This window comes from Amycolatopsis sp. CFH S0740 (assembly GCF_004522315.1).
In the GTDB taxonomy this organism is placed as follows: domain Bacteria; phylum Actinomycetota; class Actinomycetes; order Mycobacteriales; family Pseudonocardiaceae; genus Amycolatopsis; species Amycolatopsis nivea.
The window spans coordinates 39,065-65,122 of record NZ_SDLS01000023.1 but is presented as its reverse complement, the minus strand read 5'-3'; the positions used below and the strand labels follow the sequence as shown (position 1 = coordinate 65,122).

General features: G+C 67.3%; 23 protein-coding genes and 1 tRNA gene. 12 read left to right on the top strand and 12 right to left on the bottom strand.

Features of this window, described 5'->3' with window-relative positions; all coding sequences use genetic code 11:
- Positions 1 to 101 precede the first annotated feature (101 nt).
- The 5 genes from EIZ45_RS31760 to EIZ45_RS31745 all read left to right on the top strand — a co-directional run bounded on the left by EIZ45_RS31760 (position 102) and on the right by EIZ45_RS31745 (position 5,144).
- On the top strand, positions 102 to 1,796 hold the full coding sequence (locus EIZ45_RS31760) for a GMC oxidoreductase (RefSeq protein WP_134667501.1): 1,695 nt from the start codon (positions 102 to 104) through the stop codon (positions 1,794 to 1,796).
- Between the two features lie 211 nt (positions 1,797 to 2,007).
- On the top strand, positions 2,008 to 2,274 hold the full coding sequence (locus EIZ45_RS31755; RefSeq protein ID WP_134667502.1) for a hypothetical protein: 267 nt from the start codon (positions 2,008 to 2,010) through the stop codon (positions 2,272 to 2,274).
- A gap of 456 nt (positions 2,275 to 2,730) precedes the next feature.
- Positions 2,731 to 2,874, top strand: a complete 144-nt coding sequence (locus EIZ45_RS46260; RefSeq protein ID WP_167756609.1) for a type VII secretion target — start codon at positions 2,731 to 2,733, stop codon at positions 2,872 to 2,874.
- A complete protein-coding gene (locus EIZ45_RS31750; protein ID WP_134667503.1) occupies positions 2,874 to 4,556 on the top strand; it encodes an alpha/beta hydrolase in 1,683 nt (560 codons plus the stop codon). The genes EIZ45_RS46260 and EIZ45_RS31750 overlap by 1 nt, the downstream gene beginning before the upstream one ends.
- 9 nt (positions 4,557 to 4,565) lie before the next feature.
- Entirely contained in the window at positions 4,566 to 5,144 is a 579-nt protein-coding gene (locus EIZ45_RS31745; protein WP_134667504.1) for an LppA family lipoprotein, read from the top strand.
- A 90-nt stretch (positions 5,145 to 5,234) separates the two neighbouring features.
- On the opposite strand, the gene EIZ45_RS31740 is transcribed toward EIZ45_RS31745, so the two are convergent.
- The 3 genes from EIZ45_RS31740 to EIZ45_RS31730 all read right to left on the bottom strand — a co-directional run bounded on the left by EIZ45_RS31740 (position 5,235) and on the right by EIZ45_RS31730 (position 7,485).
- Positions 5,235 to 5,308: transfer RNA gene (locus tag EIZ45_RS31740), tRNA-Leu, on the bottom strand.
- Between the two features lie 80 nt (positions 5,309 to 5,388).
- Positions 5,389 to 6,717: an NAD(P)/FAD-dependent oxidoreductase gene (locus tag EIZ45_RS31735; RefSeq protein ID WP_043836597.1), complete on the bottom strand. Its 1,329-nt coding sequence runs from the start codon at positions 6,715 to 6,717 to the stop codon at positions 5,389 to 5,391.
- An 84-nt stretch (positions 6,718 to 6,801) separates the two neighbouring features.
- Positions 6,802 to 7,485: a uracil-DNA glycosylase gene (locus EIZ45_RS31730; RefSeq protein ID WP_134667505.1), complete on the bottom strand. Its 684-nt coding sequence runs from the start codon at positions 7,483 to 7,485 to the stop codon at positions 6,802 to 6,804.
- A 52-nt stretch (positions 7,486 to 7,537) separates the two neighbouring features.
- On the opposite strand from EIZ45_RS31730, the gene EIZ45_RS31725 reads away from it, so the two are divergent.
- Positions 7,538 to 9,028, top strand: coding sequence for a S10 family peptidase (locus EIZ45_RS31725; RefSeq protein ID WP_043836594.1), 1,491 nt, complete (start codon positions 7,538 to 7,540; stop codon positions 9,026 to 9,028).
- Between the two features lie 40 nt (positions 9,029 to 9,068).
- Here the strand turns inward: EIZ45_RS31725 and EIZ45_RS31720 are convergent, their stop codons facing one another.
- Together EIZ45_RS31720 and EIZ45_RS31715 are read right to left on the bottom strand one after the other, a co-directional pair.
- Entirely contained in the window at positions 9,069 to 9,671 is a 603-nt protein-coding gene (locus EIZ45_RS31720; protein WP_037820278.1) for a DNA-binding response regulator, read from the bottom strand.
- On the bottom strand, positions 9,668 to 10,801 hold the full coding sequence (locus EIZ45_RS31715; protein ID WP_205670192.1) for a sensor histidine kinase: 1,134 nt from the start codon (positions 10,799 to 10,801) through the stop codon (positions 9,668 to 9,670). Before EIZ45_RS31715 ends, EIZ45_RS31720 begins: the two co-directional genes overlap by 4 nt.
- Before the next feature lie 135 nt (positions 10,802 to 10,936).
- Between EIZ45_RS31715 and EIZ45_RS31710 the strand changes: the two genes are divergently transcribed.
- The 4 genes from EIZ45_RS31710 (at position 10,937) to EIZ45_RS31695 (ending at position 15,788) form a co-directional block, all read left to right on the top strand.
- Positions 10,937 to 11,821, top strand: a complete 885-nt coding sequence (locus EIZ45_RS31710; protein ID WP_134667506.1) for an ABC transporter ATP-binding protein — start codon at positions 10,937 to 10,939, stop codon at positions 11,819 to 11,821.
- An 18-nt stretch (positions 11,822 to 11,839) separates the two neighbouring features.
- Positions 11,840 to 12,559, top strand: a complete 720-nt coding sequence (locus EIZ45_RS31705) for an ABC transporter permease (RefSeq protein ID WP_037820275.1) — start codon at positions 11,840 to 11,842, stop codon at positions 12,557 to 12,559.
- 164 nt (positions 12,560 to 12,723) lie between these two features.
- Positions 12,724 to 14,241, top strand: a complete 1,518-nt coding sequence (locus EIZ45_RS31700; RefSeq protein WP_240690846.1) for an alpha/beta hydrolase — start codon at positions 12,724 to 12,726, stop codon at positions 14,239 to 14,241.
- Between the two features lie 38 nt (positions 14,242 to 14,279).
- Positions 14,280 to 15,788 carry an alpha/beta hydrolase gene (locus EIZ45_RS31695; protein WP_205670193.1) on the top strand — a complete coding sequence of 503 codons (1,509 nt, stop codon included), beginning with the start codon at positions 14,280 to 14,282 and terminating at the stop codon, positions 15,786 to 15,788.
- A gap of 41 nt (positions 15,789 to 15,829) precedes the next feature.
- Here the strand turns inward: EIZ45_RS31695 and EIZ45_RS31690 are convergent, their stop codons facing one another.
- The 7 genes from EIZ45_RS31690 to EIZ45_RS31660 all read right to left on the bottom strand — a co-directional run bounded on the left by EIZ45_RS31690 (position 15,830) and on the right by EIZ45_RS31660 (position 24,406).
- Positions 15,830 to 17,530 carry a S8 family serine peptidase gene (locus tag EIZ45_RS31690; protein ID WP_240690849.1) on the bottom strand — a complete coding sequence of 567 codons (1,701 nt, stop codon included), beginning with the start codon at positions 17,528 to 17,530 and terminating at the stop codon, positions 15,830 to 15,832.
- 98 nt (positions 17,531 to 17,628) lie between these two features.
- Positions 17,629 to 18,627 carry an ABC transporter ATP-binding protein gene (locus tag EIZ45_RS31685; protein ID WP_043836585.1) on the bottom strand — a complete coding sequence of 333 codons (999 nt, stop codon included), beginning with the start codon at positions 18,625 to 18,627 and terminating at the stop codon, positions 17,629 to 17,631.
- Positions 18,620 to 19,645: an ABC transporter ATP-binding protein gene (locus EIZ45_RS31680; protein ID WP_037820264.1), complete on the bottom strand. Its 1,026-nt coding sequence runs from the start codon at positions 19,643 to 19,645 to the stop codon at positions 18,620 to 18,622. The genes EIZ45_RS31685 and EIZ45_RS31680 overlap by 8 nt, the downstream gene beginning before the upstream one ends.
- Before the next feature lie 5 nt (positions 19,646 to 19,650).
- Positions 19,651 to 20,607, bottom strand: coding sequence for an ABC transporter permease (locus tag EIZ45_RS31675; protein WP_037820263.1), 957 nt, complete (start codon positions 20,605 to 20,607; stop codon positions 19,651 to 19,653).
- Entirely contained in the window at positions 20,600 to 21,526 is a 927-nt protein-coding gene (locus EIZ45_RS31670; protein ID WP_043836579.1) for an ABC transporter permease, read from the bottom strand. Before EIZ45_RS31670 ends, EIZ45_RS31675 begins: the two co-directional genes overlap by 8 nt.
- A gap of 103 nt (positions 21,527 to 21,629) precedes the next feature.
- Positions 21,630 to 23,258, bottom strand: coding sequence for an ABC transporter substrate-binding protein (locus EIZ45_RS31665; RefSeq protein ID WP_037820261.1), 1,629 nt, complete (start codon positions 23,256 to 23,258; stop codon positions 21,630 to 21,632).
- Between the two features lie 194 nt (positions 23,259 to 23,452).
- Entirely contained in the window at positions 23,453 to 24,406 is a 954-nt protein-coding gene (locus EIZ45_RS31660) for a Ppx/GppA phosphatase family protein (RefSeq protein WP_043836576.1), read from the bottom strand.
- Between the two features lie 180 nt (positions 24,407 to 24,586).
- On the opposite strand from EIZ45_RS31660, the gene EIZ45_RS31655 reads away from it, so the two are divergent.
- Positions 24,587 to 25,324 (top strand): oxidoreductase, encoded by a 738-nt coding sequence (locus EIZ45_RS31655; protein ID WP_134667508.1) that lies wholly within the window; start codon positions 24,587 to 24,589, stop codon positions 25,322 to 25,324.
- Positions 25,321 to 26,055, top strand: a complete 735-nt coding sequence (locus EIZ45_RS31650; RefSeq protein ID WP_134667509.1) for an SDR family oxidoreductase — start codon at positions 25,321 to 25,323, stop codon at positions 26,053 to 26,055. The genes EIZ45_RS31655 and EIZ45_RS31650 overlap by 4 nt, the downstream gene beginning before the upstream one ends.
- The last annotated feature ends 3 nt before the right edge of the window (positions 26,056 to 26,058 follow it).

Here is a 26,058-nt window from a genome sequence, read left to right as displayed (position 1 = left end):
GTCGGGCCCCACCCTCCCGGTCCGCGGACCGATGCCCCGCGCCTGACCTGGCGAGAAGACTCCGGGGTGACGAGTTCGCCACCGCGTCTGCGAGGACAACGATGAACGACCCCCGCGAAGAAACCGACGTCCTCGTGATCGGCTCCGGCTTCGGCGGCTCGGTAGCCGCACTGCGACTGTCCGAAAAGGACTACCGAGTCACCGTACTGGAAGCGGGACCTCGCCGTACCGAGAAGACGCTGCCCAAAACCTCTTGGGACGTCCGGAATTTCCTGTGGGCACCGCGGCTCGGCTGCTATGGAATCCAGCGCATCCACCTGCTCCGAGACGTCGTCATCCTCGGCGGCGCAGGCGTCGGCGGGGGTTCCCTGAATTACGCCAACACCCTCTACGAACCGCCCGCACCGTTTTTCGAGGACCCGCAATGGGCGCACGTCACCGACTGGCAAGCCGAACTGAAACCGCACTACGACCAGGCCCGCCGGATGCTCGGCGTCACCCAGAACCCCACTGTCACCAAGGCTGACGAGGTACTCCGCGAAGTCGCCGACGACCTGGGCGTCGGCTCGTCCTTCCGGCTCACCCCAGTCGGCGTTTTCTTCGGCGACAAGAACACCCCCGCCGGAACCGCCGTACCAGACCCATTCTTCGGCGGCGCCGGACCAGCCCGCAAAACCTGCACCGAATGCGGTTCCTGCATGACCGGCTGCCGCGTCGGCGCGAAGAACACCTTGGACCGCAATTACCTCTACCTAGCCGAAAAACGCGGCGCGAACATCATCCCCATGACCACAGTGCTGGACGTACGCCCCACAGACGGCGGCTACCTCGTCACCGCAGTCCGCACTGGAAAATCGCCGCGCCGCCGCAAAAACGTGCGCACCTTCTTCGCCCGCGACGTGATCTTAAGCGCAGGCACCTACAACACACAGAAACTTCTCCACCAAGCCCGCGAAACCGGCGCACTGCCGCGAATCTCCGCCAGCCTAGGCCGATTGACCCGGACGAACTCGGAATCCATCCTGGGCGCGAAATCGAAACGCAAGGACGTCGACTTCACCCACGGCGTCGCGATCACGTCGTCCATCCACCCCGACGAGCACACGCACATCGAACCGTGCCGCTACGGCAAAGGCAGCAATGCGATGTCGCTGCTGCAAACCGCCCTCACCGACGGCGGCAAACCAGTCCCGCGCTGGCTCACCTGGCTCGGCGCGTTCGCCAAAAACCCGCGCAACCTCACCTGGTTCTCGCCGCGCCGCTGGTCCGAACGCACCATCATCCTGCTGGTGATGCAAACCCTGGACAATTCCATCACGGTCTCGAGCAAACGCACCCGCACCGGACGGCGCAAACTGACCTCCAGCCCCGGCCACGGCGAGCCAAACCCCACCTGGATCCCCGCCGGAAACGATGCGGCCCGCCGCGTAGCCGAGAAAATCGACGGCATCGCCGGCGGCACCACCGGAGAAATCCTGAACATCCCCATGACCGCCCACTTCATCGGCGGCTGCGCCATCTCCACCGACCCGGCAACCGGTGTCCTGGACCCCTACCACCGCATCCACGGCCACCCAGGCCTCCACGTCGTCGACGGCTCGGCAATCTCCGCGAACCTGGGCGTCAACCCATCCCTGACGATCACCGCCCAAGCCGAACGCGCGATGTCCCTGTGGCCCAACCGCGGCGAGGCAGACCGGCGGCCTCCGCTGGGCGCACCGTATGCACGCGTCGAGTCGGTGGCGCCACGGAATCCTGTGGTTCCGGCTGGTGCTCCCGGTGCACTGATTCCATGATCGCTCGAGGCGACCAACGACGAATCCGCACCGGCGCTTCGAGGGCGAACTCCACCGAATTCGTCGACCGCCTCCCCACGTGCCTGGAACCCAACAGGCGAACACGGCGGCATGCTGTCCGGCGGCAAACGACTGGTCATCGCCCCCTACGGCAAGGTTCCCGATCTCGCCGTTCTGCGTAGCCCCGTCCCGCTTCGCTTACCGTTAATGGGTGACCACTGGAAAGCAGCCGGACTTGGACGAGATCGAGGCGCATTTCGTCGCGCTTCTCGAGGGACGGATGACCCGCGACGCTGTCGACCGATGGGCCGGTCGTTGGCTGACCGACGACAGTCTCTCGTGGAAGGCGCTGGACTGGTGGGCTTTGGATCTTCTTCACGGAATCGACCTGCGCGGTGGCCCCGGTGGTACCTACCTGCATGACGACAGCCAGGTGCGGGATTGGCTGGCCGAGTTGAGGAGCCGCCGCACCCGGTAACGGCGCCCCGGACTCACGACCGACTGCTGGCTGTCGACTGGACACCGCTGATGAAACCGCTTTTGCCCGGACGTCGGATCAGGTTTCCGGGGAGTGCGCGATGATCGCGTCGGAATAGGACAGATCAGCACACGGCCAGGGATACCACGACGCGTTCCTGAGTAGGCCTACTCAGGCAAGCCTGAGTAGGCCTTCGCGTTTTCGCAGCTAGCTACCCCTTCCAGGGTGAGAAACGTTGATCTCCCCGGGCCCGCACCCGTAGCGTGATCGGATGGCTACGGGAGGGCAGTCATGAGTTTCACGACGGTGCCGGACGCATTGAGAGCAGCGGGGAGATCGGCCGGGGAAAAGACTGCGAGTCTGCGCGACGCGGACTGCGCAGAAGCAGCGGGCAAGATCGCCAGCGCGATCAGAGGCGGAAAGGCTGCGGTCTCTGCCGGACGCTGCCGAGAGTCCATGTCCGTCACCTTCGCGCAGTGGTGCGACCAGGCCCAGCGGTTCAGCGACAACCTGGGCGTCGCGGCCGAGCGGTATCAGCGCGGCGACCACGCCGCGGCCGGAGTCTTTCCAACCGCCCCTACGATGCGGGGACCGCGCTGATGGTGTCGCTTGCCGATGTCCGGGCCTGGAACCCCGGCACGTTGGACGAAATCTGTTCCGTCCTGCGGACCCGGGCGCAGATCCTCGTCAACGACGGCGACGACTACGGCAAAATCCTGCCCGTCGAAAGCTGGACCGGGCCCGCCGCCGACAATGCCGCCGTCCAGCACAAGAACCACATGCAAGCGCTCGACACCTATGTGGCCGGCGTCTCCGCCCTGGGCAAGGCAGTCGGGCAGGCCGCGGACGCGATCCTCGGAGTGCAAGCCGCCATCCGTGACGCTGACGAACTGGCCCGCAAGTACGGGTTCGCGATCACCGCCGACGGCGCGATCGTCTGCGTCTACGCTGGCCAGCCACCGCCGGACCTGCACCCACAAGACCGAGCACGGGCGCAGCAACAGCTGACCGACGACGTCGCGCAGATCCTGCGCACCGCCGATGACATCGACACCGATCTCGCCTCCGTGCTCGACAGAGCCGCCGCCGGGCAGTTCGGTACCGGCAACGAAACGACCGTCGCCGCCGCAGCCGCCGACGGGCTGAAAGACCCGGGTCTGACGTTGCCCGAACCTCCTGCCAACGCGACCCCGGCTCAGAACGCCGCCTGGTGGGCGACTCTGTCCAAAGCCGGGCGGGACATCATGATCCGCGACCGTCCGGGCACGATCGGCGCGATGGACGGTCTGCCGGGCGGAGCCCGCGACAGGGCCAACCGAGCAGTGCTCGCGCAACAGCAAGCGGATCTCCAGCGGCAGCGCGCCGACCTCCAGCGTCGGATGGACGGGCTGAAGATGTCCGACCCCCAGCAGCAGAACGAGCACCATGACCTGCAAGTGCAACTGGACCGGATCAACGACCGGCTGTCCGAACTGAGCAAGGTCGACCAGGCGCTGCAGTTGCCGGGAGGTCGGCAGCTGCTGGTCCTCGACGGCAGCGGCGAACATCTGAGAGCGGCAGTCGCGTCCGGAAACGTAGACACCGCACGCAATATCGTCACGTTCACCGGCGGGCTCGGGTCCTCCGTCAACGGCGATCTCCTCGACTACGACAACCGAATGGACCAGATCCGGCAGGACGCCGACGACATGGCACGGAAATCCGGGGACGGCGGCAAATCGGCTGCGGTGACCTGGATGGGGTATGACGCACCACAGTCGCTCGACGTTCTCAGCACCGGGAAAGCCGAGAACGGCGCTGCGAAGCTGGCACCGTTCCTGGAGGGCCTGGACGCCTCGCGCGAGGGCGACCCGGCACGGCTGGTCGCCCTCGGGCACTCATACGGCTCCACCACTACTGGAATCGCACTCCGCCACGCAGGCGTCGACGCGGCGATCTTCGCCGGGTCCCCCGGGCTCGACACCGGTTCCATCTCCGATCTGAAAGTCCCACCCGGCGAGTCCTACGTGCTCAAGAACGATGGCGATCCCGTCGCCACTTCCGGCTGGTTCGGTACCGACCCGGCCCAGATGCCCGGCGTCCACCACATGTCCACTGACCGCTCGTTCCCGGCGGACGGCCCGCCGCTGGAAGCTACGACCGGGCATTCCAGCGTGGAGGAGTACCTGCGGCCCGGTACCACCAGCCAGCACAACATCGCCGCCGTTGTCGCCAACACCCCCGCCGAACGCACACTCCTGGACCAGCCGGGCTTCGAATACCAGCTGCCCGGAGGACGGTAGAAATCTCTTATGCCCCTGCACCGACCGCCCACCCGCCGCCCGACCTCGCGGGCCGCCGCCCGCCTCGCGGCGCTGGCCCTCGCGCTCGCCATGGCCGGCGGCTGCGGGCAGAAAGGACCCGACGTGTCCGACGCCTACGACCAGCTGATGAAACGCCCTGACGTCGATCAGGCTCAAGCCGCCTACACCGCCATGACCGCCGCCATCCGTGAGCGGCTCACCGCCGAATTCGGCCGCACCTGGGAACAAGGAGGCGAGCTCAGCGGAGGAACCTGCGGCAACGACTACCCCGGTCTCGACGCCGACGGTCGCGAGTTGCGCCTGCCCCGCTGGGATTCGCCCGGCAACCTGCCCGACAACGACTGGTCCCGCGCCCAGGCTCTGGTCGGCCAGATCGCCGCGGGCTACGGCTTCAACTCCACGCCCAAGGTCTTCACCAACCAACCCGGCACCCACACCGTGGCCTACGGCAAGCCCGACGGCGCACTCCTGCACTTCGGCACCGGCAAGTACACCACTCTACGTGTGGAGACCGGCTGCCATTTGACGGCCGAAGCACACCGCCGCGGCGGCCCCAAGCCCGATTAGCAGCAAACCCGCCCGGCGACCGAACGCACCAGCCGGGTGGTCCATACCTTTACCGAGCAGGCGGCGCACACCCGGGCGCAGCGATAACGGTGCCCCCGACGGGGTTCGAACCCGCACTGGGTCGATTTTAAGTCGACTGCCTCTGCCAATTGGGCTACGGGGGCCCACCCACCCTAGCGAACCCGCCCCCGGACACGACAAAGCCGGGCCGCCCGAAGACGACCCGGCTTCATCGGAAAACCGCTCAGCCCTTGCTGGCCCGGTTGAACTCTTCCTTCGGGTTGTTGATCTGCCCCAGCGAGATGACCTCGCGCCGGAACAGGCCGCCCAGCATCCAGTCGAACAGGATGCGGATCTTGCGGTTCCACGTGGGCATCGCCTTGAGGTGGTAGGCGCGGTGGAAGAGCCACGCCGGGAAGCCCTTGATCTTCAGGTTCAGCGCGTCCGCCACGCCCTTGTGCAGGCCGAGGCTCGCGACCGCGCCCAGGTTCTTGTGGAAGTAGTCCTTCGGCTGTCCGCCGCGGATCACCTTGATGATGTTCTTCGCCAGCAGGCGGGCCTGGCGGACCGCGTGCTGGGCGTTCGGCGGGCAGGTCGCCGTCGGGTCCTGTTCGGTGCGCGACAGGTCCGGGATGGCCGCGTTGTCGCCCGCGGTCCAGACGTCCGGGTGGCCGACCACCTGCATCGCGGCGGTGGCCTCGACGCGGCCGCGCTTGTCGAGCGGCAGGTCCGAGCCGGCGAGGACCGGGTTGGCCTTCACGCCCGCGGTCCAGATGATCGTGTCGGTGTCGAACTCGGTGCCGTCCGAGAGCACGACGTGGCCGTTTTCGAACGACTTCGCCGCGGTCGACAGGTAGACCTCGATGCCGCGCTTCTCCAGCTGCTGCACCGTGTACACACCCAGCGTCTCGCGCACCTCGGGCAGGATCCGCCCGGCCGCCTCGACCATCACCCAGCGGATGTCCGCCGGCTTGATGTTCGGGTAGTAGTTCTCGACCGCGAAGCGGGTCATGTCCTCGAGCTCGGCCAGCGCCTCGATGCCCGCGAACCCGCCGCCGACCACGGTGAACGTGAGCAGGCGCTTGCGCAGCTCGGGGTCGAGCGTGCTGGCGGCCTCGTCCAGCTTGGTCATGATGTGGTTGCGCAGGTAGATCGCTTCGCCGATGGTCTTGAAGGCGATGCCCTCCTCGGCGAGGCCGGGGATCGGCAGGATCCGCGCGACGGCACCGAGCGCGACCACGAGCACGTCGTAGTTCAGCGTCTCGATGTGGCCGTCGGCCGCCTCGACCGTGACGGCCTTGCGCTCGTTCTCGATCTTCGTGACCCGCGCGGTCAGCACGTGGCAGCGCTTCAGCACGCGGCGCAGCGGCACGACCACATGCCGCGGCTCGATCGCGCCGGCCGCCGCCTCGGGCAGGAACGGGGCATAGGTCATGTGCGGCTGCGGGTCAACGACGGTCACGGAGGCCTCGTTGGCGCGCAGCATCTTCTGAAGCCCGTACGCGGTGTACAGGCCGACGTATCCACCACCGAGGACGAGGATCCGAGTCGGTTCCGACTTCGCAGCAGCCATGTACCTATAGTCGCACTTCCGAAGCGGCTCCGCTCGGGTACCCCACCCCGCTGTGACCAGCATCGCCACGCTGGTTGTCACGATTCAGATGAGCCCGGCCGCCGAGGCCGCGGCGGTGAACGCGCTCACCACCATGGGCTGTGTCACACGACCGGTCTGGACATTGCGCGGTGACACGTGGTAGCAGCCGAACACCGCAAGGTCGCCGACCTGCATCCAGGCGCCGTGCGCGAAGGCCGGACGCGGTTTCGGCACCGGCCAGCCGGCGGCGGAAAGCACGGGCAGCAGCGCCTGCCAGCCGAACGCGCCGAGCACGACGATCGAGCGCAGGGTCGGGCGCAGCAGGTCCAGCTCGTCGGCCAGCCAGTGCCGGCAGGTGTCCCGTTCAGCGGGGGTCGGCCGGTTCTCCGGCGGCGCGCAGCGGACCGGCGACACGAGCCGGGTGCCGCGCAGCGTGAGGCCGTCGCCGATGGCGGCGGACACCGGCTGGGACGCCAGACCGACCTCGTACAGCACGCGGAAGAGGAAGTCGCCGGACGGATCGCCGGTGAACATCCGGCCGGTGCGGTTGGCCCCGTGCGCGGACGGCGCGAGCCCGACCACGGCCAGCGCGGCGTCCTCCGCGCCGAAACCGGGCACCGGCCGCGCCCAGTACTCCTGCCCGGCGAACGCTGCCTTCGTCCCCGCCACGCCCTCGCGCCATTCGACGAGCCGCGGGCACGCGCGGCACCGCACCAGCTCCGCGTCGAGCTCGGCGAACGTGCGCATCGATCTCCTCCGCTTGGTGTGCTGCCACGGTAACGCGGGATAGGTTGGGGCCATGGCCGACACCACCGCGGACGAGACCGCCGAGAAGACCAAGGACGAGGAGACGAAGGCGGCCGAGCCCGTCGACGACCTCGTCACGACGCAGCACACGCTCACCGTCAAGCGGCGCAAGCTCGCCTACACCGCCCAGACCGGCCGGATCGTGCTCCGCCAAGAGGTCAAGAAGGACGGCAAGTCCGAGGGCCACCAGGCCAAGGCCGAGGTCTTCCTCACCGCCTACACCCTCGACGACGCCGACCCCGGCACGCGACCGGTCACCTTCGCCTTCAACGGCGGCCCCGGTTCCTCCAGCATCTGGCTCCACATGGGCCTGCTCGGACCGCGCCGGGTGCTGTCCGGCGACGTCAACGACCCGGTGCCGCCGCCGTACGGGCTCGAGGACAACCCGGAAAGCCTGCTCGCGCACAGCGACCTGGTGTTCATCGACCCGGTCCAGACCGGCTACTCGCGGGTGACCGAGGGCGGCGAATCCCAGCCGTACACCGGTTTCCAGGGCGACGTCGAATCGGTCGCGGAGATCATCCGGCTGTGGGTTTCGCGCAACCAGCGCTGGCTGTCGCCGAAGTTCCTGGCCGGCGAGTCGTACGGCACGCTGCGCGCGGCCGCGCTGGCCGGGCACCTGCAGGAGCGCTACGGCCTGTACCTCAACGGCCTGATGCTCATCTCGTCCGTTTTGGACCTCGGCACGCTGCGGTTCCACGAGGGCAACGACCTGCCGTACTCGCTGTTCCTGCCCACCTACGCGGCGATCGCGCACTACCACGGCAGGCACGGCGAACGGCCGCTCGACGACGTGCTCGCCGACGCCGAGGACTTCGCCTCGAAGGAACTGCCGTGGGCGCTTTCCCGCGGCGCGCGGCTGTCCACTCAGGACCGCACCGAGGCGGTGCAGACGCTGGCGTCGCTCACCGGGCTCAGCGAGTCCTATGTGGACCGGGTGAACCTGCGGATCGAGCACGTCCGGTTCTTCACCGAACTGCTGCGCGACCAGGGCAAGACCGTCGGCCGGATGGACGGCCGGTTCACCACGTGGGAACCGGACGGCGGCGTCGAGCACATGAGCGACGACCCCTCGGTGTCGCGGATCATCGGCGCCTACTCCGCCGGGTTCAACCACTACGTGCGCGCCGAACTCGGCTACGAGAACGACCTGCCGTACGAGATCCTGTCCACCGAGGTGTTCAAGGCCTGGTCCTACAAGGAGTTCGAGGGCCGGTCGGTGTCGGTTGTGGACACGTTGAGCGCGGCGATGCGGGCCAACCCGCACCTGCAGGTCCACGTCGCGTTCGGACACTACGACGGCGCGACGGCCTACTACGCGTCCGAGTATGTGCTTTCGCAGCTGAAGATTCCGGAGGAGCTGCGGGAGAACATCGACACGGCTTACTACCCGGCCGGGCACATGATGTACGTGCACGAACCGTCGCGGGTGCAGCAGTCGAAGGACCTGGGCAAGTTCGTGAAGAAGGCGTCCAACCGCTGACCTCGTGAGTGCCTATGCCGGTTAGAACCGGCATAGGCACTCACAACCAGTCGTGCTCCCGCGCATACCGCGCCGCTTCGTGCCGCGTCCTCGTCTGCGTCTTCTGCATCGCGTTCGACAGGTAGTTGCGCACCGTCCCCTCCGCCAGGTGCAGCTGCGTCGCGATGTCCGCGACCGAATACCCCTCCCGCGTCGCCCGCAGCACGTCGATTTCCCGCACGGTCAACGGACAATCGTCCACCACGGCGAGCGCCGAGACGTCCGGGTCGATCCAGCGTTTGCCCTCGTCCAGCGTCCGGATCACCGCCGCGATGTGCGCCGGTTCCGCCGATTTGCTGACGAACCCCTGCACACCGAGCTTCAACGCCTTGCGCAGCACACCCGGCCGCGCGTGCCGGGTCAGCATCAGGATCACCTGCTCCGGCCGCTCCCGCCGGATCCGCGCGACCGCACCCAGACCGTCCACATTGGGCATCTCCAGGTCGATCACCAGCACGTCCGGCCGATGCTCCACAGTGGCCCGCACCGCCGCCTCGCCGTCTTCCGCCTCGGCGAGCACGGTGATCTCGTCCTCCATCGGCAGCAACGCGGCCATCGCCTTGCGGAGCAGGGCTTCGTCGTCAGCCAGCACTACCGTCGTCATCGCTTCTCCGGGAAGGCCGCGGCCGTCACGAATCGGCCGTCCTTCTGCTCCACGGTCAATTCTCCGCCCTCATCCGCCAGCCGGTCCGCCAAAGTGGACAGTCCACTCAGTACCGGCTCCTCGCGGTCCGGAACGCCGTCGTTGACGATGCTGATCCCCGTTTCGGTCAACGTGATCCGCACCTGCCGGGCCTGCGCGTGCCGCAGGATGTTCGTGGTGGTCTCGCGCAACACCTGGCCAAGCAGTTCGTCCGCCCCCGAACCGACCTCCGCGAGCCGTTCGACCCGCACGTGGATTCCCGCCGCCTCGAAGAGGTTCTTCGCGTTCTCCAGCTCCGCGGACAGATTGAGCCTGCGCTGGGCGTAAGCGAGTTCCTTGGTCTGCACGATGGTTTCGCCGACCAGGGTGTGCACCTCGCGCAATTCCTCTTGCGCGCGTCCGAGATCCCGGTGCAGCAGCTTCTCCGCGAGCGCGACCTTCAGCTTGACCACGTGCAGCGTGTGCCCCTGGATGTCGTGCAGCTCGCTGGCGAACCGGACGCGCTCCCGGACCACCGCCAGCTCGGCTTCCTTCTCCCGGGACTCCTCCAGCTCCACGACGAGGTCGTAAAGCTTCTGGCTGGCGAACATGAACACGGTCGACAGCGCCGCGGCCAGGGCCGGGGCGACGACAAAAGCGAGCAGCCGCCCGCCGACCTTGTCGTCGTACACCAGCAGGTTCGTCGCGCCGATCGCGCCGGTCAGCACCGCGAGGCCGACCAGTGCCGCGAACCGGTGCCGCACCAGCGGCGGGATCAGGAACGACCCGACCATGGTCAGTCCGTAGAACGCCGCGCTCTTGTCGCTGAGCGCGCCGGCGAGCCACACGAACGCGGTGAGCACCAGACACGGACGCGCGACGCGGAGGAAGTCGCCGGCGGTCCAGCGTTCCGCGGTCACCACGGCGGCCAGCAGCCCGATCACCTGGATGACGACGTGCCACCAGGTCTTCGACGCGAACACCACCAGCAGCAGCCCGACGAACACCAGCGGCGGCATCACCGTGATGAGGTTGAGCCGTCGCAACCGGTCCTGGACCACGCTGCTGGCCCAGGCCGTGCGGCGAGTCCACGGAGGACGGATCTCGATCATGGTGCTCCAGCTTCGGCCACGGAATTCGGTCCCAGCATGCCGCAGCCGCCAAGTGCCCACCAGTGACGCAGCGTCATGTCTTCGGCTGACGTGGCCGTACTACTCCCGACCAGCGGATCCGGCTGGAATCGGAGCATGTCCACGACCCCAGTCATCGAAGTCGACCGCCTGAACCTCACTTACGGCGACTTCCAGGCCGTGCGCGATCTGTCGTTCCAGGTCGCCCGCGGCGAACTGTACGCGTTGCTCGGCACGAACGGTGCCGGCAAGACCTCGACGCTGGAGACCGTCGAAGGCCACCGCAAACCCAGCTCCGGCTCCGTGCGGGTGTTCGGAAAAGACCCGCGCGACCGCGCTTCGGTGCGTCCCCGGATGGGGATCATGCTGCAGGAAAGCGGCTTCTCGCCGGACCTGACCGTGCGCGAGTCGATCCGGCTGATCGGCAGCCTGACCCAGCGCGACGACAACGTCGAGCGGCTGCTCGGCATCACCGACCTCACCCGCAAAGCCGCCACCAGGGTGTCGCAGCTGTCCGGCGGCGAGAAACGTCGGCTCGACTTCGCGACCGCCGTGTACGGGACACCGGACCTGGTCTTCCTCGACGAGCCGACCACTGGTCTGGACATCCAGTCGCGCGACGCGCTCTGGGATGCCGTGGACCGGCTCCGCGAGGACGGCACCACCATCATCCTGACCACGCATTACCTCGAGGAAGCACAGCAGCGCGCCGATCGCATCGGCCTGATGCACCAGGGCACGCTCAACCGCGAAGGCACCGTTGCCGAACTGACTCGGACGCTGCCCGCGACCATCCGCTTCGGACTTCCGCCGCACGCCCCGGCACCGCCGCTGCAAGCGACCCGCGAAGAGGACGGCCGGTTCCTCATCGAAACCTTCGGCCTGCAGAAAGACCTGCACACCCTGCTCGGCTGGGCAGCGGACTACGCCGTGGAACTAGCAGAACTAGAAGCCGGACCGACGCGTCTGGACGACGTCTTCCGCGCCATCAGCAACGCTTAAGCACCGAAAGGCTTTCCCATGCTCTCCATCGCCCGCGGCGAACTGATTCAGCTCTTCCGAAATCGCCTCGTGTTGGTCACCTCATTGATCCTGCCCGTCGCATTCAGTGCTTTTTTCATCTCCCGGCACGAAACCTTCGCTAAACTCGGCAGCCTCGGTTATATCGCAGCACTGACGCTTTTCTTCATTACCGCGATCGGCCTGTACACCACCACCGTCACCACTCTCGCCGCTCGACGGCAGAACCTCTTCCTCAAACGCCTGCGCTCCACCGCGGCGAGCGACTCCGGCATTCTCGTCGGCCTGCTCCTGCCGATCACCGCGATCACCACCATCCAGGTCGGCGTCATCCTCGCCGTGCTCGGCGCGGTCACCGGCGCGCCGAAAAACCCGCTGCTGCTGGTCGTCGCGGTCGTCGCGACCATCGGCATGATGGTCGCGCTCGGCCTGGCCACCGCCGGCCTCACGAACTCCCCGGAGCACGCCCAGGTCACCACGCTGCCCATCACGGTCGCGGTCCTCGCGGTAGCAAGTTGGATCGGAATCACCGGAACCGAACAGCTGCCCCTGCTGAAACGCCTTCTTCCCGGCGGCGCGGCCACCGAACTCGTATTGAATTCCTGGAATGGCGGAACCTCGACAACCGACTCGCTAGTCCTGTTCGGCCCGATCGCGGCGTGGCTGATTCTCAGCGTCACGCTGGCGACCCGGCTATTCCGCTGGGAACCGCGCCGCTGACCCCTTCCGGTGCCGAGGAGATCGGAGTAACGTCGGCGGCGTTCTCGATCATCGACGCGGCCGGGGGTCGGCCTGACCAGCGGTCGAACCGTCCGTGAACACAGCTTTCGTGCATTTCCCTTCAGTTCCTGAGTTCGCTTGTTCTCAGCAAAGGACGGAAACCCGTGCGAAAACAATTGCTCGCCGTACTGGCGGCCGCCACGCTCACGGCGACCGCCGTTCCCGCCCACGCCTCCCCGGCGAAATCCACGGTGAACTGGGGCGCGTGCCCGGCCGACGTCGCGTCGCCCGGATTGCAGTGCGCGTCGCTGGAAGTGCCGCTGGACTACCGGCATCCCGACGGGAAGAAGATCAGCCTCGCGATTTCCCGGCTGCCGAGCACCGACCCGGCCAAACGGCGCGGAGTGCTGCTGTTCAACCCGGGAGGCCCTGGCGAACCCGGGCTCGCCTTCCCGCCGACCTGGGCGCGGATCGGAGTGCCCGCGAGCCTGCTCGCCGAGTACGACCTGATCGGCTTCGATCCGCGCGGGGTCGCCCACAGCACGCCGGTGAGCTGCGATCTCGCTCCGGAGCAACTCGCCTTCACCCCGAAATACGCGCACAACCGCGAAGAAGTCGTGCAGGCCTCGGCGGCCGCCAAGCAGATCGCCCGGCAATGCGCCGCTTCGGCGTCCGCGGCGATCCTGCCCTACGTCACCACCGCGAACACCGCCCGCGACATGGACCGGATCCGCGCCGCGCTCGGCGAGCAGAAGATCTCCTACTTCGGCCTGTCGTACGGCACCTATCTCGGCGGGGTCTACGCCTCGCTGTTCCCGGGCCAGACCGACCGCGTCGTGCTCGACAGCGTCGCCGGGCCGACCGGCGTCGACCTCACCACCGCCCGCCGGTTCGCCGAGGGAATGCAGGACCGCTTCCCGGACTTCGCGAAATGGGCCGCGGTGCGCCATTCGACCTACGGACTCGGCAGCACTCCCGCCGAGGTCACCGCGACCTTCTTCAAACTCGCGGACAAACTCGACCAGCACCCGGCCTCCGGCATCGACGGCTCGCTCTTCCGGCTGGGCACGCACAGCCTCACCTACCAGACGCTGACCTTCCCCAGGCTGGCCCAGACGTGGCAAGCCCTCCTCAACGACCAGCCCCCGCCCGGCTCGCTGCTGCCGCCCGCCACGGGGCAGGAACAGAGCGAGCGGGCGACCATGCTGTCGGTCCTGTGCGGCGACAACGCCTGGCCCCGGACGATTTCGACCTACCAGCGGAATGTCGTGGCGGACCGGGCCGCTTATCCGATGCTCGGCGGCGCGACCGCGAACGTCTGGCCGTGCGCGGCCTGGCCGTACCAGCCCGTCGAACCAGCCGTGCAGTTCAGCGACCAGGGACCGTCGAACCTATTGCTGGTCCAGAACATGCGCGACCCGGCGACCCCACTGTCCGGTGCCCTAGAGACCCGTGAGGCGTTCGGCGACCGGGCCCGAATGGTCACTGTGGACCAGGGCGGCCACGGTGTCGGACTCCCGTACCTGAACGGTTGCGGTTTTAACGCCGTCGCTGACTACCTGGTAAACGGAATCCGGCCGACTGCGGACAAATTCTGCGGTGCCGAAGCGAGTGTCAAGTCGCTTAATCCGCAGCAACAGGAGGCCGCGAGCAAGTTGGCAGAGCGGCTGCGGCAGTACTGAACCGCCGTTCACCAGCTCACGACAGGAGGAAGGAAAACGTGCGAAAACAATTGCTCGCCGTACTAGCCGCAGCCGCGCTGACGGCGACGGCGCTTCCGGCGCACGCCTCCCCGGCGAAGTCCACGGTGGGCTGGGGCGCATGCCCGGCCGACGTCGCTTCTCCGGGATTGCAATGCGCGGCCGTCGAAGTACCGCTGGACTACCGTAATCCGGACGGCAAGAAAATCAGCATCGAAATCTCCCGGCTGCCGAGCACCGACCCGGCGAAACGGCGCGGAGTGCTGCTGTTCAACCCAGGCGGCCCCGGCGGTCCCGGCCTGGCCTTCCCGCTCCAGCTCACCCAGCTCGGACTCCCGGCCAGCCTCCTCGCCGAATACGACCTGATCGGCTTCGACCCGCGCGGCGTTGACCACAGCAATCCGGTCACCTGCGACCTCGACCCTCAGCTGTCGATCGGGCCGAAGTACGCGCACAACGCCGCCGAGGTCAGCGAAGCCGCGGCGCATGCGAAGCAGGTCGCGCAGCAGTGCGCCGCCTCGGGATCCGCGGCGGTCCTGCCGTACATCACCACCGCGAACACCGCGCGGGACATGGACCAGATCCGCGCCGCGCTCGGCGAGTCGAAGATCTCTTACTTCGGCCTGTCCTACGGCACCTATCTCGGCGGAGTGTACGCGTCGCTGTTCCCGGAACGGACCGATCGCGTGGTGCTCGACAGCATTCTCGGCCCCGGCGGCTACGACATCACCGCGGCCCGGCGGTTCGCTCAAGGATTGCAGGATCGCTTCCCGGACTTCGCGAAATGGGCGGCAGCACGCAATTCTTCCTACGGCCTTGGCAGCACTCCCGCCGAGGTCACCGCGACCTTCTTCAAACTCGCGGACAAACTCGACCTGCATCCGATCGGGACGCTGGACGGATCGGCCTTCCGATACGTGACACACGGCCTGACCTACCAGACCACGGCCTTCCCGAGATTGGCGCAGCTGTGGCAATCCGCCCTCGCGGACCAGGCACCCGATTCACTGCCGGGCACGGCCGGTCCGGAACAAAGCGAGATCGCCACCATGCTTTCGGTGATCTGCGGCGACAACGCGTGGCCCCGGCAGATCTCGACCTACCGGCGGAACGTCGCGCATGACCGGGTCACGTACCCGATGCTAGGCGGCGCGACTGCGAACGTCTGGCCGTGCGCAGCCTGGCCCTACCAACCACTGGAACCGGCAGTGCAATTCAGCGACCAGGGACCGTCGAACCTATTGCTGGTCCAGAACATGCGCGACCCGGCGACCCCGCTGTCCGGCGCGCTGGACACCCGCGAAGCGTTCGGCGACCGGGCTCGAATGGTCACTGTGGACCAAGGCGGACACGGCGTCGGACTCCCGTACCTGAACAGCTGCGGCTTCAACGCCGTCATCGATTACCTGGTCAACGGAATCCGCCCGACGACGGACAAATTCTGCGGCGCCGAAGCGACCGTCAAGTCGCTTACCCCGCAACAACAACAGGCAGCCGACAAGATCATGGACCGGCTGCGGCAGCACTGAAACAGGCGGCGGGGCGGAACTCCCGCCCCACCGCCGCTCGTTCAGCGCAGGTACGCCGAACCCCGCGTCACCGCGGAATAGGCGTCCACCGAACCATGTCCGTAGAAACCGTTGAACGATGCGTCACCCAGGCAGGTCGCCGTGAACGAGGCGTCCCGGCCCTCCTTCAGGTAATCGACCGTTCTCGGCACGGGGCACGCGATCGGCGCGGCCGTGCCTTCCAGCACCCGCTGCACCGCGTCCGGATCCATCGACGCGGAATGCCCGGTCTTCTTGCCGTACTGGGAAACGATCAGCGCCGCGACACCAGTCGCATGGGGAGCGGCCATCGAAGTCCCTTGCAGCCACTGGTAATAGCCGACCCGGCCGTCCGCCGCCGTCGCCTTCTGCACGCCAAGCGCGACGCCAGCCGGAGTCACATTGCCCGCTGCGTCAATGTTTCCTTCCGCGACACCCACATTGCGCGGGTACGTCGACAGGATCTCGTTCTCCACCGTCCGGTACCACGGCGTGCCGTAACCGTCGCGGAAATACCCGCCCGGCGCGGAAACGGAGATCTGCTCGGTCCCGTAGTTGGAGTAGTCCGCCTTCGCCTGCGTCGGACCGAACGAGCCGACACCGATGGTGTGCGGACCTTCGACCGGCAGCGAGAAGCACGAAGAATTGTCGATCTTGCGCGGATGCGTCCCGTTCGCGGGATAGTCCGGGCTCGTGACGTCGTCGTGCGGCGCGGCCATTTCGTCGTGCTGGTTGCCGAGCGCGACCACCATCGTCACGCCCTTGCGGTGCGCGTAGTTCAACGCCCGCGTGGCCGCTTCGATGATGGTGCGCTGTTCCGCCTGCTCGGCAGAAGAATCCGCCGGGTTCGAACGGCAGTTGTAGAGCCACGGGTCCACGTAGAAGCTCATGTTGACGACGTCGAGTCCGGCGTCGCCGGAATACGTCAGCGCGTCGACCATCGGCTGGAGGAAGAAGTACCCGGAATCCTGCCCGGCACGGACGTTCACCAGCGTCACGTTCGGTGCCACCCCGGACACGCCGAATCCGTTGGCAGCCGCGGCGATCGTGCCGGCGACGTGCGTGCCGTGGCCGTTGTCGTCGTGGTCCACCGGGTCGACGCAGCCGCGGTATTCGCACGGGCCGTCGACGACCGTGCCGTTGACGTCCGCGACGATGTCCTTGGTGAAGTTGCGCGAATCGGCTTTGTCGAAGTTCGGCGCGATGTCCGGGTGACTGCCGTCGACGCCGGTGTCGATGATGCCGACCTTCACCCGCTTGTCGCCAGCCTGCTTGGTGCGCGCGAGGTCGGAGCGAGTGGACTTGAGGCCCCAGAGCTGGTCGTCCAGCGGATCGGTGCCGACCGCCTTGTTCGCCGCGGCCTTGCGCGAAACGCTGCCGCGGCCTTCCTTCTCGACCGCGTCCGGCTTCTCCTTCTTGCCCGCCTTCGGCGCGCTGCCGATCGCTTTCGCCTTCGCCGCACCGAATACCGCGCGGTTCGCCGAAACCCGCTCAGTGAAGCCGGCAGCGGGCGCGGTGGCGGTGATGAGCCCGACCGCCGTGTTGGTCGCGACGATCGTGCCGCCGGCGTCGCGCACCGCCTGCTGCGCGGCGGCGACACTCTGGCCGTCCCGCGCCAGCACGCTGAATTCCGTTACCGGTCCGGCCGGTTGGGCCGACGCCGCTCCAACGGCGACGCCGGACACCGCACCGAACAATGGCACCGCGAGTGCCACAGCGAGCAATCTTGGTCTTTTCACGAGTCCTCCTGACCGAAACCGACAATGCAACGTACATAGCGGACACTGCGCACGGCAATCGGCAAACCGGAGGAATCGCCAGGTTACGGAACCACCGACTTCTCCTCGGCGAAGTGACAAGCCGACAGATGCCCGTCCGTCCTCGGTTCCAGCTTCGGCACCTCGGTCGCGCAAATATCCGCGGCCTTCCAGCAGCGCGTGCGAAAACGGCAGCCCGACGGCGGATCGATCGGGCTCGGCACGTCGCCCTCCAACCGGATCACCTGCCGCTGCCCGCGCACCGCGGGGTCCGCGACCGGCACCGCGGACAGCAACGCCTGGGTGTACGGATGAGACGGTCGCTCGTAGATCTCGTCCTCAGTACCGATTTCGACGATCTTGCCCAGGTACATCACCGCGACCCGGGTGGACAGATGCCGCACCACGGACAGGTCGTGCGCGATGAACACATAGGACAGTCCGAACTCGCCCTGCAGCTCCCCGAGCAGGTTCATCACCTGCGCCTGGATCGAAACGTCCAAAGCGGACACCGGTTCGTCGCAGATGATCACCTTGGGCCGCAACGCCAGCGCCCGCGCGATGCCGATGCGCTGCCGCTGCCCGCCGGAGAACTGGTGCGGATACCGGTTCACGTGCTCGGGGTTGAGCCCGACCACCTCCAGCAGTTCCTGCACCTTCTTCGCCCGCGAACCCTTCGGCGCCACGTCGGTGTGGATCTCGAACGGCTCGCCGACGATGTCGCCGACCGTCATCCGCGGATTCAGCGACGTGTACGGATCCTGCAGCACGATCTGGATTTCCCGGCGCATTCGCCGCAGTTCCGCACCGCGCAGCTTGAACAGGTCGCGGCCCTCGAAGGTCGCGCTGCCGCCGGTCGGCTCCTCCAGGCGCATCAGCACCTGGGCGAGCGTCGACTTGCCGCACCCGGATTCCCCGACCACGCCGAGAGTTTCACCCGGCTGCAGGTCGAAAGAAACGCCGTCGACGGCCTTCACCTGCCCGATGGTCCGTTTGAACAGCACACCGGTGCGCACCGGGAAATGCTTCACCAGTTCGCGCACACTGAGAATCGGCTCACCCACGGCTCTCCACCACCTCCTCGGCGAAGTGACACGCACTGACTCGCCCGAACCCGAGCGCGTGCGACGACGGCCGCTCGTCGCGGCACCGTTGCTCGGCCCGCTTACAACGTGGGTGGAACGGGCAGCCGGACGGAATGTCGAGCAGGCTCGGCGGCAGGCCCTTGATGGTTTCCAGGGTCTGTCCTTTGAGGTCCAGCCGGGGCAGCGAATCCATTAGCGCCGCGGTGTAGGGATGCCCCGGCGAACTGAACAGTTCCCGCACGTCGGCCTGTTCCACGATCCGCCCGGCGTACATCACCGCGATCCGGTCCGCGACCTCCGCGACCACGCCGAGGTCGTGCGTGATGAGCACGAGCCCCATCCGCCGTTCCCGCTGGATGTCCGCGAGCAGGTCCATGATCTGCGCCTGCACGGTCACGTCCAGCGCGGTCGTCGGCTCGTCCGCGATGAGCAGATCCGGGTCGAGCGCGAGCGACATCGCGATCATCGCGCGCTGCCGCATCCCGCCGGAGAACTGGTGCGGGTAATCCTTCACGCGCCGTTCCGCGGCCGGGATGCGCACCAGGTCGAGCAGTTCGACCGCCCGCTTGCGCGCGTCCTTTTTGGACATTCCCAGCCGGACTCGCAGCTGCTCTTCGATCTGGAACCCGACGGTGAACACCGGGTTCAGCGCCGAAAGCGCGTCCTGGAAGATCATCGCGATCTCCGCGCCGCGCACCTGCCGCCGCCGGTCCGCCGACGCGGTGAGCAGGTCCTCGCCGCGATACCGGATCGACCCGCCGGTGATCACCCCCGGCGGGGTGTCGAGGATTCCCATGATGGTTTGCGCGGTGACGCTCTTGCCGGAGCCCGATTCGCCGAGCACGGCAAGGGTTTCCCCGGCGTGCACCGAATAGCCGACGCCGTTGAGCACGTTGGCCACGCCGTCGGAGGTGCGGAACTCCACGTGCAGGTCTTCGACCTCGAGCAGCAGCTCGTGCTCCGTCGTCGGACCAGGTGAACTGGACACTGTGGACATTGCGGCTACCTCGACTTCGGGTCGAGCGCGTCGCGGATACCGTCGCCGAGCATCACGAACGCGAGCACGGTGATGGTGACGAACGCACCGGGGAACAGGAGCATGTGCGGGACCGCGCGGAAGTAGTCGCGCGCGTCGCTGATCATGACGCCCCACGACACCACCGGCGGCCGCACGCCGATGCCGAGGTACGCCAGCGTCGCCTCGGCGCCAATGGCCGCGCCGAGCGCGATCGTGGCGTACACGAGCACCGGCGCGAGCGTGTTCGGCAGCAGGTGCCGGAACACGATCCGCGGCGTGCTCGCGCCGAGCGCACGGGCCGCCTTCACGTAGTCCAGCTGCTTGGCCACCAGCGTCGCGGACCGCATGATCCGCATCGCCACCGGCCAGGTCAGCACCGCGATCGAGCACACCACCTGGACGATGATGGTGACCTGCCCGGGATTCGTGCCGGGAGCGTTGAACGTGGTGAGGATGACGATCGCGCCCAGCACGAACGGCAGACCGGCGAAGATGTCGCCGAGCCGGGACAGCAGGCTGTCGACGATCCGGCCGTAGTAGCCCGCGACGATGCCGATCAACGATCCGAAAAGGACAGTCAGCAGCGTCGCGAAAACGCCGACCAGAAGCGATGCCCTGGCTCCGTAGATGGTCCGCGCGTAAACGTCGTAACCCTGGTTGTCATAACCGAACCAGGCGTCCGCGGACGGGCCTTCGTTGGCGTGGGTCAGATCGTTGTATCCGGCGGGACGGTGCGAGAACAATCCCGGCGCGATCGCGATGAGCACGATCAGCAGGATGATCACCGCGGAGATGACGAACGTCGGCTTGCGGCGCAGTTGCCGCCACGCGTCGCCCCACAGACTGCGCGGCTTCTTCGGGCCGGCGTCGGCCGAGCTGTCCACATGCGACAACTGTGCCGCGTCGACCCCTCCGCCGCCGACGAGATTCGGGTCAGTCATAACGGATCCTCGGGTCGAGAACGGCGTAGAGCAGGTCCACGATCAGGCTCATCAGCAGATACACCAGCACCAGCAGCACGACGACGCCGACGACGGTCGCGCTTTCCCGGTTCTGGAGGCCGCGGAAGATCAGCCCGCCGAGACCGTTGATGTTGAACACTCCCTCGGTCACGATCGCACCGCCCATCAGGGCGCCGAGGTCGGTGCCGAGGAAGGTCAGCACCGGGATCACCGAGTTGCGCAGCAGATGAATGCCGATGACGCGGCTGTTGGGCTGTCCCTTGGCGATGGCGGTGCGGATGTAATCGGCGTGCCGGTTCTCCGCGATCGACGTTCTCGTCAGCCTCGCGACGTAAGCCATCGAGAGGCTGCCGAGCGCGATGCCGGGCACGATCAACTCGCCGATGCTCGGATCGTCCGAGACGCTGGCGTCGATGATGCCCAGGTTCACGCCGAGCACGATCTGCAGCACGATCGCCGTGACGAACACCGGCAGCGAGATCAGGAACGTGGTCGAGACCAGCACCAGGTTGTCGAGGAAACCCTTGCCGCGCAAGCCGGTCAGCACACCGGCGCTCAGGCCGATGACCGCCTCGATGAGCACCGCGACGACCGCGAGGCGCAACGTGATCGGGTAGGAGGTGGAGATCATTTCGCCGACCGAGGAGCCGTTGAACGTCTCGCCCCAGTCGCCGCTGAACAGGCTCCCGAGGTATTTGAAGTACTGGACGAACAGATTGTCGTTGAGGTGGAACTTCTCGGTCATCAAGTCGATATAGGCCTGCGGGCAGGCTTGCTGACCGCATTTGCCGGAGAACGGGTCCCCGGGCACGGCCCACACCAGTGCGTAGATCAGGAAGGTGGTGCCGAAGAACACCGGGATCAACTGGAGCAGGCGGCGCAGGACGTAGCGAATCATGCGTGGTTCCTCAGAGTGCGCGCCGGGCTCGTGAGCGCCCCGCCTGCTTGTGGCGGGCGCGGACGCTCACGAGCCGCGTGGTGGAAACGGACGAGTCAGCGCATCACTTCTTGAGGACCTCGACCGACGAGTAGTCCGCGCGGCGGCGGAAGTCGAGGACCACGGTCTTCGTGTGCTTCGACTTGGCCGCGACGCCCTTCTCGTCCCACACCGGGATCGAGGGCAGGTCCTTCGCGATCAGGTCCTCGGCCTGCTGGTACAGCTTGACCGCGGCGTCCTTGTCCGCCGTCGAGTCGGCCTGCTTCAGCAGAGCGTCGACCTGCGGGTTGGAGTACGTCGAGTCGTTCGACGAGGCCCCGGTCCGGTAGAGCGGGTTGAGGAAGTCCTCAATGGACGGATAGTCCGCCGCCCAGTCCGAACGGCCCATGCCGGTCAGCTTGTGCCCGGTCACGATGCTGCGCCACTGGCCGAAGTCGGTCGCGGGCACGAAATCGCATTCGACGCCGAGCGTGTTCTTGATGCTGTTGCACGCGGCCACCAGCGGTTCCTTGCGGCCGCCGTCGGCGTTCGAGGCGATGGTGAGCTTGCCCTTGAACCCGGACTTCGCGAACAGTTCCTTCGCCTTCGCCGGGTTGAACTTGCAGTACTCGCCGCACACACCCGGCCGGAAGCCCGCGATGCCTTGGGAGACATAGCCGTCGGCCGGGACGTAGGTGTCGTGCATGACCGTCTTGGTGATCTGCTCGCGGTCGATCGCCATCGAGATCGCCCGGCGCAGGTCGAGGTTGTTGTAGCCGGGCACGTAGTACGGCACCGCGATCGTGCTGATGCCGAGCAGGTGTCCGGTGACCAGGTTGTCCTTGAGGTCGGTCTTGTACTTGTCCGCGGTGAGCGCGGACGGCGGCAGCGTCTCGATGAAGTCGAGTTTGTTGCTCAGCAGGTCCTGGTAGGCGGTTTCCTGGCTGGCGTAGATCTTGACGTCCAGGTCCTTGAACTTGACCTTGTCCGGGCCCTGGTAGTCGTCGAACCGGGTCAGCTTGATGTCGACGTTCGGCGTGCGGCTGACGAACTTCATCGGCCCGTTGCCGATCGGGTGCTTCGCGAACGCGGCGGGGTCCTTGAAGAAGGAGTCCGGCAGCGGCGCGAACGCGGTGTAGCCGATCTTGGTGGTGAACACGGAGAACGGCGCGTCCAGGGTCACCTGGAACTCGTAGTCGCCCTTGACCGCCAGGCCGGACATCTTGTCCTTGGTCGGCTTCGCCGCCTTGTCGGCCGGGTGGACGTCGGCGTAGCCCGCGATGTTCTCGAAGAACGTGCTGTTGATCTGGCCGTTCGCCGAGTTGGCCCCGTAATTCCAGGCGTCGACGAAGTTCTTCGCCTTGACCTCGGTGCCGTCGTGGAACTTCCAGCCGTGCTTGATCTTGATGTCGAAGACCTTGGAATCGGTCGTGGTGATCGACTCCGCCATCAGGTTGTACGGTTCGCCGCTGTCGCCCTTGTACGCGACGAGCCCGGAGAACATCGGGTCGACGGCCTTGGAACCGCCGAGCTCGTTGGTGTTCGTGGGGATCAGCGTGTTCTGCGGTTCCGTGCCGTAGACCGTGAAGGTCCCGTTCGGATCCGCTTCTCCCGACGACCCGCTGCTGGATCCGCCGCCCCCACAGGCGGTCAGGAGCAGTGACAAGGTTGTCACGACTGCGGCCGCGCTCCAGAGCCTGGATGAACCCCGCATGTCCCCTCCGTTTCTCGCGTCCGAATAGCGAGATGGAGGCTAGCTGGATCAGCGCTTCGTAACCGGATCACCGGGTTGCACCTGAATAACAACACCGTTCATCACCCGGTCAGCTCACAACTAACTGCGCTTGATGACTTTCGGTGGTTTTGGTACGGGTGCGCGCGGCTGGTGACCCCGGCATTGCGGAGCGTTCAGGCGAGCGACAAAGCGATGCCGTCCAGGATGTCGTGCTCGCTGACCACCAGCTGGTCCGGACCACCGCGCGCGGCGAGTTCCTCCGCGAGCACCTGGACGACGACCGCGCCGCCGCCGATCACGTCGACCCGTCCGGGGTGGATCACCGGGTTCTCGGCACGGGTCGCGCGGTCGGCCGCGAGCAGCTGTCCGGCAAGCTGGTCGATCTCGCCGTGCGACAGCTTCGACAGGTGGACGCGCTCGGAGTCGTACTCGGGCAGGCCGAGCGAAACCGCTGACAACGTGGTCACGGTGCCGGCGACGCCGATCCAGGTGCGGGCCTTCGCGACGTCCACGATGTCGAACGCCTCGGCGAGGATGCCGCGGGCCAATTCGCGGGCGGCGGCGATCTCGTCGGCGGTCGGCGGGTCGCCCTTCAGCGCGCGCTCGGTGATCCGGACGCAGCCGATGTCGACGGATTTCGCGGCGATCACCTCGGCCTCGCGGCCGTTCCAGGTGCCGAGGACCAGTTCGGTGGAGCCGCCGCCGACGTCGACGACCACGAACGGCCCGTCGTCCGGGTCCTGCTCGCCGACCGCGCCGGTGAAGGACAGCCGGGCTTCCTCGTCGCCGCTGATCACCTCGGCCTCGACGCCGAGCGTTTCGCGGGTCATCGCGAAGAACTCGTCGCGGTTGCTCGCGTCGCGGGTCGCGGAGGTGGCGACCATGCGCACCTTCTCGACGCCCTTGCGCCGCGCGGCGACGGTGTAGTCCGCGAGCGCGGCGCGGGTGCGTTCGAGCGCTTCCGGCGCGAGTCTGCCGGTGGCGTCGACGCCCTGGCCGAGCCGCACGATGCGCATCTCGCGGTGCAGGTCGCGCAGGTCGACCGTGCCGTCGTGGCGCGGCGTCAACTCGGCGACGAGCAGACGGATGGAGTTGGTCCCACAGTCGATCGCAGCTACCCGAGGCATGTCCCCGACCTTACTTGGTCTCCGGCGCTTCGCGGGCGAGGCGGGCATAGGCGGGCCCTATGCCCCCTCGCCGACATTTGGTCTTTGCCTTTCTCGCTTTTCCGGCCGTACGGTTGACGTGTTCGCCGCATTTCTGTTCACGGCGGTTTTTCTTCTTCTTTTATCGAAAGGTTTAGTGGCATGCCCGATTACGGGATTGCGGGAAAGCGCGCGGTAGTCACCGGCGGTTCCCGCGGAATCGGCGCGGCGATCGTGGCGCAATTGCTGGCCGCGGGCGCGACCGTGCTCACCACCGCCCGGTCGGCGGGACCGGTGCCGGAAGGCGCGTCCTTCGTCGAGGCCGACGTCCGCACGCAGGCCGGCGCCCAGACGGTCGCCGCCGCTGCCCAGGAGGTCCTCGGCGGCGTCGACCTGCTGGTCCACAACGCGGGCGGCGCGCGTCCGCACCCCAGCGCGCTGGCGATCCCCGACGACGAATGGCAGGACGCGCTGTCGGTCAACCTGCTGGCCGCGGTCCGCCTGGACGCGCTGCTGGCCCCGGGCATGCGCGACCGCCGATCGGGCGCGATCGTGCACGTCTCCACCGCCGCGATCCGTCCGCCGTTCCCGCCGTTCCTGCACTACGTGGCGGCGAAAACGGCGCTGGAGGCCTACAGCCAGGGCCTGGCCGCCGAACTGGCCCCGTCCGGCGTCCGCGTCAACACCGTGTCCCCCGGCCGGACCGCCACCCCCGGCGGTGTGGCGACGCGCGAGCAGTGGGCGAGCCTGTCGTCCGGCTTCGCTCTCCCCGACGTCCCGCTCGGCCGCGACGGCGAACCCGACGACATCGCCAACGCGGTGCTGTTCCTGCTGTCCGACCAGGCGAACTGGCTGACCGGAAGCGGACTGGCCGTCGACGGAGGCGAATACCCGCGATGAATGCATATCAGGGCAAAACCGCGGTCATTACCGGCGGCAGCACCGGAATGGGTTTCGCCACCGCGAAATTGTTCACCGACGGCGGAGCGCGGGTAATCATCACCGGCCGTTCCCAATCCCGCCTCGACGCGGCTTTGGCTCGACTCGGCGAGGACGCGCTGGCTGTCCGCGGCGATGTGGCGTTGCTCTCCGATCTGGACGCGCTGGCCGACCAGGTACCCGGCCCGGTCGACGCGCTGTTCGTCAACGCCGGGATGGCCCGGACGGCACCGTTCGCGTCGGTCACCGAGGAGCAGTTCGACGCGGACTTCGCGGTGAACGTCAAGGGCGCGTACTTCACCGTGCAGAAGCTCGCGCCGCTGCTGCGCTCGGGAGCGGGCGTCGTGCTGACCACGTCCACGGCGAACGTCATGGGACTGCCGGAAACGAGCGTCTACTCGGCAGGCAAGGCGGCGCTGCGTTCGATGGCCCGCACACTCGCCGCCGAACTGCTCCCGCGCGGCATCCGGGTCAACGCGATCAGCCCCGGCCCCATCGACACCGAGATCCTGGAAGCCGGGATGTCGGCCGAGGATGCCGCGCAGTTCAAGGCCGCGCGAGCCGCCGCGAACCCGATGAAACGGCTGGGCACCCCCGAAGAGATCGCCCGCGCCGTCGCGTTCCTGGCCTTCGACGCCACCTTCGCCACCGGCATCGAACTGGTCGTGGACGGCGGCGACACGCAGCTCTGAGCT